This is a genomic window from Allomesorhizobium camelthorni, assembly GCF_011045125.1.
In the GTDB taxonomy this organism is placed as follows: Bacteria; Pseudomonadota; Alphaproteobacteria; order Rhizobiales; family Rhizobiaceae; genus Allomesorhizobium; species Allomesorhizobium camelthorni.
Window position 1 is genome coordinate 1 of the sequence record NZ_JAAKZF010000294.1, and the last position, 838, is coordinate 838.

Genomic DNA, 838 nt, shown 5'->3' on the forward strand with positions numbered 1-838 from the left:
CGTCGCTTGCTCCCGGGCGGTCTCATCCATATAGCTCGGCGCAACAGAGGAATCGCCAGACGTTCAATCGTCGTCAGCCGCGACTTCCTGTGCAATTCGTGTCCAACAAGGAAGAAACTATGAAGCGGCAGACCCGACCGTTCACTGTGGAGATCAAACAGAAGCGCAGTTATCAAAAACGGGGTCGTTCCATCTGGAGCGATGTCGATCTCTCCGTAGCTATGGCCGAGACAACAAGGGAGCTCAAAGAGATGGAGCTGCCGCATCGTCAACTTGTTGACTCCAAGATCGTAGCCCTTGATGCTGCACACATGCACAAACCGCGAGCGGAGCACCTCATGGCAGATCCCCTGGAAGCTAAGTCAGTAGAAACTGCAACCGAACCGGCAGCCAAAGTGGAGACGCCTGAAACGAAGAAGAAAGCCCCACGGTCGCGGAAGGCGAAGGCTGAGCCTAGGCCGCCTGCTCGGAGGAATGGCGCCCATACGGCGTCTCAGGCGGAGGAAGCACCAGCAGCGGCGGCGCGGACTGGGCGGAAGATCTACTCTGAAAAGGAGCGCGCCCAGAAGCGAGCCCAAATCGAGAAGTCAATCAGTGGCGGCGCCACCCTCAAGAGCGCCGTAAAGCAGGCCGGCATATCGGAACAGACCTACTATCAATGGAAGAAGGCTGCGGCGCCTGCATCGGATGGTGACGATCTGAAGGATCTGGTCGCGCTCGAGGAAGAAAACAAGCGACTGAAGAGCCTGCTCGCGGAACGCCTGCGCAAGGACAACGCGGAACTGAAGAGGAAGCTGGGGCTGCAATAACGCTGAAAGTCCGCTGAATCGCAGATCGA

General features: G+C 57.9%; 1 protein-coding gene. It reads left to right on the plus strand.

The genetic code is table 11. From position 1 onward, the window contains the following. Positions 1-119 precede the first annotated feature (119 nt). The gene (locus G6N73_RS35970; protein WP_246252840.1) at positions 120-809 is read left to right on the plus strand and encodes a transposase; all 690 of its coding nucleotides are present in this window, start codon (positions 120-122) and stop codon (positions 807-809) included. The last annotated feature ends 29 nt before the right edge of the window (positions 810-838 follow it).

Coding starts and splice junctions, on each gene's coding strand:
- G6N73_RS35970 (WP_246252840.1), top strand. CDS start 120: ATGAAGCGGCAGACCCGACCGTTCACTGTGGAGATCAAACAGAAGCGC.